We start from the raw sequence: 6,000 nt of genomic DNA, 5'->3' as shown, positions 1-6,000 counted from the left end.
CCAGTGGTTGTCCCCGACCTGAAGCTAGATTCTCACGCGTTACTCACCCGTCCGCCACTATCTCCGAAGAGACCGTTCGACTTGCATGTGTTAAGCATACCGCCAGCGTTCATCCTGAGCCAGGATCAAACTCTCCGTTTTATTTTGCTTAGAGTTTGGCCTCCGAATAACTTCTTATTGCGGATTCCTGTTATAATTTTTGATTAACCTTGGGTTTCTCTACCCAAACTAAATCTTCTTGACGAGGATTGGTTATTCTTTAACTTTCAAAGTATTTTGTTTTCTCGGTTCAGGTGTCTTCGGCTCTCGCCTTGGCACTTATTTAATATATCTATTCTATCTGGTTTCGTCAAGGGGTTTGACAAACTTTTTTTTAGGTGACATACTCCGGCTTCTTTCCCTTGCTCCGAGGGCATTCTGCAGGATCTGAGTTTTTCAATGTTGCTCTATCGGAATGTGAAATGTCAAAACAACCTGGTTTTTTCTCGGATATTCCTCTAGGGGAGCATTTCAGACCAATTCGCTAACCCCAATCATCCCGATTTTAATCAGCAACGCTAGTTATTCCATATATATCAGCGGTTAATCCATGAACCCAACTATATATATTCTTCCTATTTCCTTTAGACCCTTTTGCTGATCATCTGTCAGGGGACCTGCCTAATGGTTCCCCAAGAATAGGGGAACCCAACACTAAAGAGACGGACTTTTACAGCGATCGCCCTTGGGCTGACTTGTCAGTTCGCACCAACTGAGCAGCATAACTCTAAATCCAAATATAATCTTATTTGTCAACCATACTTGACAAATTGTAATAATATTGTTAAATTAGGTTACATAAAGTAACAAACACAAAAAACTATGTACACAACTATTAATGAAAAAGGTATTCTCAATAACTATGCCAAAGAACCCCAAATATACTGCGCCACCTACCCCAGCCAAGAGCAGCAACGTCAATATACTGTCCAAGCTGCATTTGCTACATTAATTGTCGCTACCTTAATTTTAGTTTCCTTGGGCGTTAGCTAAGATTTTTTGATTTTCGTATCGGTATCTCTCATCGTCAATTCGACTTCTCCTTCTCACCCTGGTTAGTTTCACCAGGGTTTTTTGTTGTGCAAAAATAATTCATCAGCCCCCAGAGAGTCTCAACATATCTCACCTTGAGGATTCGGGTGGAGGTGTGTCTAACATGATAATTTAGGTATCTACAATAAAAAAAAATATCAAAACCAGATATAGTCAGGAAAATTAATGATTAGACCGCGTAAGTCCTTTGCCCAACATTGGCTCAAAAGTGAAAAGGCTCTGGATGCAATTATTAAAGCAGCAGAATGTCGTCAGAGCGATCGCATCTTAGAAATAGGACCGGGTACCGGTATTCTCACTCGTCGTTTACTACCCCACGTGCAATCTCTCATAGCAGTAGAAATAGACTTTGACCTGTGCAAACAGCTAGCCAAGCAACTGGGGAAAAAGGACAACTTTTTACTATTGCAAGGGGACTTTCTGATCTTAGACCTACCATCCCATTTAGCATCATTCACCAATTTTCACAACCCTAATAAAGTAGTAGCCAATATTCCCTACAACATCACAGGGCCAATCATCGAGAAGTTGCTAGGTACTATAGCCCACCCCAACCCAGAACCTTATGATTCCATAGTGCTACTCGTACAAAAGGAAGTAGCAGAAAGATTGTATGCTAAACCTGGTTCTAGAACCTTTGGAGCCTTAAGTGTGCGGGTGCAGTATTTAGCTGATTGTGAATTCATTTGTACCGTTCCCGCGGGTGCATTTTACCCACCACCAAAAGTAGACTCAGCAGTAGTGCGGTTGAGTCCCAGACAGATAGAAACCCCAGCAATTGACCCCCACAAATTAGAAACTCTAGTAAAACTCGGATTTGGTGCCAAACGCAAAATGTTAAGAAATAATTTGCAATCCATTGTAGAACGCGATCGACTGAGCCACTTACTGGAACAATTAGAAATAAATCCCCAAGTTCGAGCCGAAGACCTGAGTGTTCAGCAGTGGGTAACTTTAGCCAACTTATTGACAAATGCTACCAGTTCTGTGTAAGCAAAGACAGAGAACATCAAGGACACAAACAAACAAGTTCAGCGTGGCTCGTCACAAAGATATGGTATTGAATAACTAAAATTGAGCAGTCAAAATGCGTTCATACACTCTAATTGCTCCCGCCAAAATCAACTTGTATCTGGAAATCATCAGCGACCGGACTGACGGCTATCATGAGTTAGCGATGATACTCCAAAGTATCGGACTGGCAGACGAAATAAATGTACAGTCCCTTAGCAATCAAATGATTAGAGTCAATTGCAACCACCCACAAGTACCTACAGATCAAAGTAACCTAGCCTACCGAGCAGCCGAACTCATGGCGACGCAATTTCCTCAAGCCTTAGCTGAATACGGAGGCGTAGAAATTACGATTAACAAGCATATTCCCGTAGCTGCTGGATTGGCCGGAGGTTCCACAAATGCTGCAGCCGTGTTAGTGGGGATAGATTTACTGTGGAACCTGGGACTAACAAAATCAGAATTAGAAGAACTGGGTGCTACTCTTGGTTCAGATGTCCCGTTTTGCGTTGCGGGGGGAACAGTGATCGCCACAGGTAGAGGCGAGCAACTTTCTCCCTTACCAAACTTGGATACTATATATATAGTATTAGCCAAATATCGCAGCTTAGAAGTTTCTACAGCCTGGGCATACAAAACCTATCGCCAAGAATTTGGTAGTTCTTATCTCAGAGACACTGAAAATTTAGCAGCACGGGCGGCTGCAGTGCATTCGGCACCAATAGTTAAAGGTATCCTGAATAAAGATATAGGAGAAATTGCCCAAAAACTACACAATGACTTAGAACGTGTAGTTTTACCAGCTTATCCTCAAGTGTCACAACTGCGAGAACTATTTTCCGCCCAACAAGGCGTTTTAGCAACCATGATGTCTGGTTCTGGCCCCACAGTTTTTGCCCTAGTGGAGTCTGAAGAACAAGCACAAGCAGTTAAGCTACAGATAAGGGCTGCAGTTCCCGATGAGGACTTAGAATTATTTGTGACTCAGACTGTGATACATGGCATTCAGGTGACATCATCAATGGGTTGAGTGAAGTAGAAATTTACCACCAAGATAGTAAGACACGAAGAACATATGAGTGACCCAAAAGTAACACAAGCAGAAGCTGAAAATCAGGTTCCACCAACTCCTTTACGTTGCATCACAGGAGCGGTGTTTTCTGGAGGACTCGGATATGCTATGTATTCGCTAATGATATCCATAGCGACAACTTTCGCCACTAAACCTATCCATTCGGATAACCCCATGGTGGTAAATATTGGCTCTGCTGTCCGTACTTTAGTCGTCGGTGTAGTTGCCTTGGGATCTGGGATATTTGCCATAGTTGCAATTGGTTTGCTGGCGTTGGCAATGCAATTATTGTTACAGCAGTTGACAAAACCCAAAAACAGTTAACCTAGACCCAAAGCTGCATATTTTTGGTAATCAGGGTCAATACCAAGCATTTTATCACTACTAGGAATTTGAGAAACCTGGTTCTGATTTCTCCAATTTTTGGGCGATACACCATGATGCTGGCGAAATTGCCGGGAGAAATGACAAGCATTTTGGTAGCCTAGTGCTGTAGCAATCTGCTCTATTGTCTGATCAGTATCCGTCAATAAAGGACGGGCCGCGGCCATGCGGCGTTTGACAATCCAGCCATTAACAGTTTCACCTGTTCTTTTCGCCACTGTAGTGGTTAAGTATGCTGCTGAGTAACCAACGGCATCAGCTACGTTAGATAAGGTAATCCCTCGATGATAGTTAGCTTCAATATAGTCGAAAACTTCTTTGAGATGGGGAACGGCTGGAAAAATTGAGTTAGATTTGACAGGTCGGTTTGTATTATCGCCTACCGATTCTGGCATTTGCTGAGATTCAGTTGCATACCAGCAACGCAAAAGAGATTGCTTTTCTAATCTGATAGCGATCGCTTTGTGTAATTCTTCTAAAGTAGAAGGTTTAGTAATATAGTCATCAGCTCCCAACTCCATACCCTTACGAACATCTGTCTTATTGTCGCTACCAGTCAGAAAAATAAACGGAATAATCGCAGTCACAGGATCTTGACGCATGGTATAAAGAACGCTATAACCATCCATACCCGGCATCACAATATCGCAAACCACCAAATCAGGAAAATGGGTTTGTGTTTTTTCAATACCAACCAAACCATTTTCAGCACCTATAGTATTAAAACCGATCGCCTCAAGACCCATTAAATAAAGATTACGGGTAGTAGCATCATCTTCAATTATGAGAATTGTTTTCGTAGATTCCTGTGTCATTTCTCTATTAATAGGATTTGTAGCAAGGAACAATCAGCAAACTGTCTACTAAACTCATAACTGGGATGTTACTACTGGTAACATGATCTTAAATGTTGTACTGACATCAACTTCACTTTCCACAACAATATTACCCCTGTGTAAGTCCACAAGGGTTTTGACAATAAATAATCCTAGCCCAGTACCTGGCTGATGAATATTGCTACCGCGATAAAATGGCTCAAATAATCGCTGTCTATCTGCAAGTGGAATACCAATACCCCTATCTTTCACCTCGAACACTACGTTCCCATGCTGACAGAATAGTTTAAGTTCAACCACGCTATCACTAGGAGAATATTTCATAGCATTATCCAGCAAGTTCATGATCATCGGCTCGATCAGTTTTTTATCTATACAGGCTGTTAAATAACCTCCTTGGGGTAGTAAATTTATGCGTTTATGGCTACCACTTGTCTGCATTTGCGCAATTAACTGATTACAGAAATCAACTAAATTCAATGGTTTGGTATCATGGTTAAGTTTAGCTGTTTGTACCTTCGCCAATAACAAGACATCATCTAAAATCTTGGTAATCTGTTCTACACCTGTTTGAACATGATCAAGTAATGGTTGTATTTTCTCTTCATTCCAGTCGCTCATATACCTTTTGAGCAAGCTATTAGAGAATAAAACAATATTTAAGGGAGTGCGGAATTGATGGCATAACCTAGAGATGAAATCCCCTTGCAGTTGAGTTAGTTGTTTTATTTGTTCTAAAGTCTGACTCCGGTCTGATTCTGTATTTAACCGCGGGAATTCTGGTTTCCGCTGCGATTCCGTCACATCCCAAATGCTCCATACTCTACCAATAATTTTACCCTCCAGCCACTGAGGCTGAGAATATTGAGCCAAAACCCTCCCATCTTTTAACTCCAACATACCGTAGGTTTCCAGGTCATATTGACTGCATACCTGACCTATAATCTGGTAATAGGCTTCTGGGTCTTTCAATTGGTTCTCAAAAAAAGCTTGATACTGAACATATTTCTGGGACTTGATCAGAGAGTTGGGTATTTGCCACATTTCCACAAATTTCTGATTAAAGCTGACAATCTCTCCTTTGAGACTGACTGCAACAATACCATGAGCAGTCGATTCTAGAGTAGAACGCAGTAGAAGAAGGGATTGTTGCAGGTGCTCCTCCTTTTTCTTGAGTTCAGTGACTTCTTTTCCTAAATGCTCCTGAGTTTTGTTTAATTTGTCAGTCGAGTTGTACATACTCCCCCTACTACCTTATCAGTTCTCTGAATAGCCAAAGCTGCAATTAAACTTCCAAGTTTGATGCTCATCTATGTAGTTGACATACCCCCCAATTTAGAACCAAGGGAATTATGGGGTCAAAAATCTCGGAATTTCCAGGGAGAAAATTGGATTAATTTAGCTAGATTACGACATTTGCACAGAAAATAAACTTGTGATTTGAATGTACATATATCAGGTTCGTCCATAGTGCTTTCCATATCTATTCATCATGTTTGTATTTGCTATTTTTTCTCAATTGCTAATCAAACTATTAACACCTTGATCAGAGAATTTTTTCAAAGCTCATGATTAACCTTGGGTGTAAGGCAATTCGATACA

The 6,000-nt window shown here is 41.2% G+C and carries 6 protein-coding genes and 1 rRNA gene; 4 read left to right on the top strand and 3 right to left on the bottom strand.

Going from position 1 to position 6,000, the window contains the following annotated elements:
- Positions 1 to 141 (bottom strand): 16S ribosomal RNA (locus NWP21_RS07120); the annotation flags it as partial.
- 720 nt (positions 142 to 861) lie between these two features.
- On the opposite strand from NWP21_RS07120, the gene NWP21_RS07115 reads away from it, so the two are divergent.
- The 4 genes from NWP21_RS07115 to NWP21_RS07100 all read left to right on the top strand — a co-directional run bounded on the left by NWP21_RS07115 (position 862) and on the right by NWP21_RS07100 (position 3,502).
- Positions 862 to 1,032 (top strand): ssl1498 family light-harvesting-like protein, encoded by a 171-nt coding sequence (locus NWP21_RS07115; protein WP_271730989.1) that lies wholly within the window; start codon positions 862 to 864, stop codon positions 1,030 to 1,032.
- Between the two features lie 225 nt (positions 1,033 to 1,257).
- Entirely contained in the window at positions 1,258 to 2,085 is an 828-nt protein-coding gene (gene rsmA / locus NWP21_RS07110) for a 16S rRNA (adenine(1518)-N(6)/adenine(1519)-N(6))-dimethyltransferase RsmA (RefSeq protein ID WP_271730987.1), read from the top strand.
- 94 nt (positions 2,086 to 2,179) lie between these two features.
- Positions 2,180 to 3,136 carry a 4-(cytidine 5'-diphospho)-2-C-methyl-D-erythritol kinase gene (gene ispE, locus NWP21_RS07105; RefSeq protein ID WP_271730985.1) on the top strand — a complete coding sequence of 319 codons (957 nt, stop codon included), beginning with the start codon at positions 2,180 to 2,182 and terminating at the stop codon, positions 3,134 to 3,136.
- A gap of 45 nt (positions 3,137 to 3,181) precedes the next feature.
- Positions 3,182 to 3,502: a DUF3082 domain-containing protein gene (locus NWP21_RS07100; protein WP_271730983.1), complete on the top strand. Its 321-nt coding sequence runs from the start codon at positions 3,182 to 3,184 to the stop codon at positions 3,500 to 3,502.
- On the opposite strand, the gene NWP21_RS07095 is transcribed toward NWP21_RS07100, so the two are convergent.
- Together NWP21_RS07095 and NWP21_RS07090 are read right to left on the bottom strand one after the other, a co-directional pair.
- Positions 3,499 to 4,377, bottom strand: coding sequence for a response regulator (locus NWP21_RS07095; protein ID WP_271730981.1), 879 nt, complete (start codon positions 4,375 to 4,377; stop codon positions 3,499 to 3,501). The genes NWP21_RS07100 and NWP21_RS07095 overlap by 4 nt on opposite strands.
- 54 nt (positions 4,378 to 4,431) lie before the next feature.
- Positions 4,432 to 5,637 (bottom strand): PAS domain-containing sensor histidine kinase, encoded by a 1,206-nt coding sequence (locus NWP21_RS07090; RefSeq protein WP_280792142.1) that lies wholly within the window; start codon positions 5,635 to 5,637, stop codon positions 4,432 to 4,434.
- Positions 5,638 to 6,000: the final 363 nt, after the last annotated feature.

The sequence above is a fragment of the Anabaenopsis sp. FSS-46 genome, assembly GCF_029891665.1.
GTDB classification, from domain to species: Bacteria; Cyanobacteriota; Cyanobacteriia; order Cyanobacteriales; family Nostocaceae; genus Anabaenopsis; species Anabaenopsis arnoldii.
The sequence above is the reverse complement of the archived record's forward strand: the minus strand, read 5'-3'. Positions and strand labels throughout refer to the sequence as shown.

Coding starts and splice junctions, on each gene's coding strand:
- NWP21_RS07115 (WP_271730989.1), top strand. CDS start 862: ATGTACACAACTATTAATGAAAAAGGTATTCTCAATAACTATGCCAAA.
- rsmA (WP_271730987.1), top strand. CDS start 1,258: ATGATTAGACCGCGTAAGTCCTTTGCCCAACATTGGCTCAAAAGTGAA.
- ispE (WP_271730985.1), top strand. CDS start 2,180: ATGCGTTCATACACTCTAATTGCTCCCGCCAAAATCAACTTGTATCTG.
- NWP21_RS07100 (WP_271730983.1), top strand. CDS start 3,182: ATGAGTGACCCAAAAGTAACACAAGCAGAAGCTGAAAATCAGGTTCCA.
- NWP21_RS07095 (WP_271730981.1), bottom strand. CDS start 4,377: ATGACACAGGAATCTACGAAAACAATTCTCATAATTGAAGATGATGCT.
- NWP21_RS07090 (WP_280792142.1), bottom strand. CDS start 5,637: ATGTACAACTCGACTGACAAATTAAACAAAACTCAGGAGCATTTAGGA.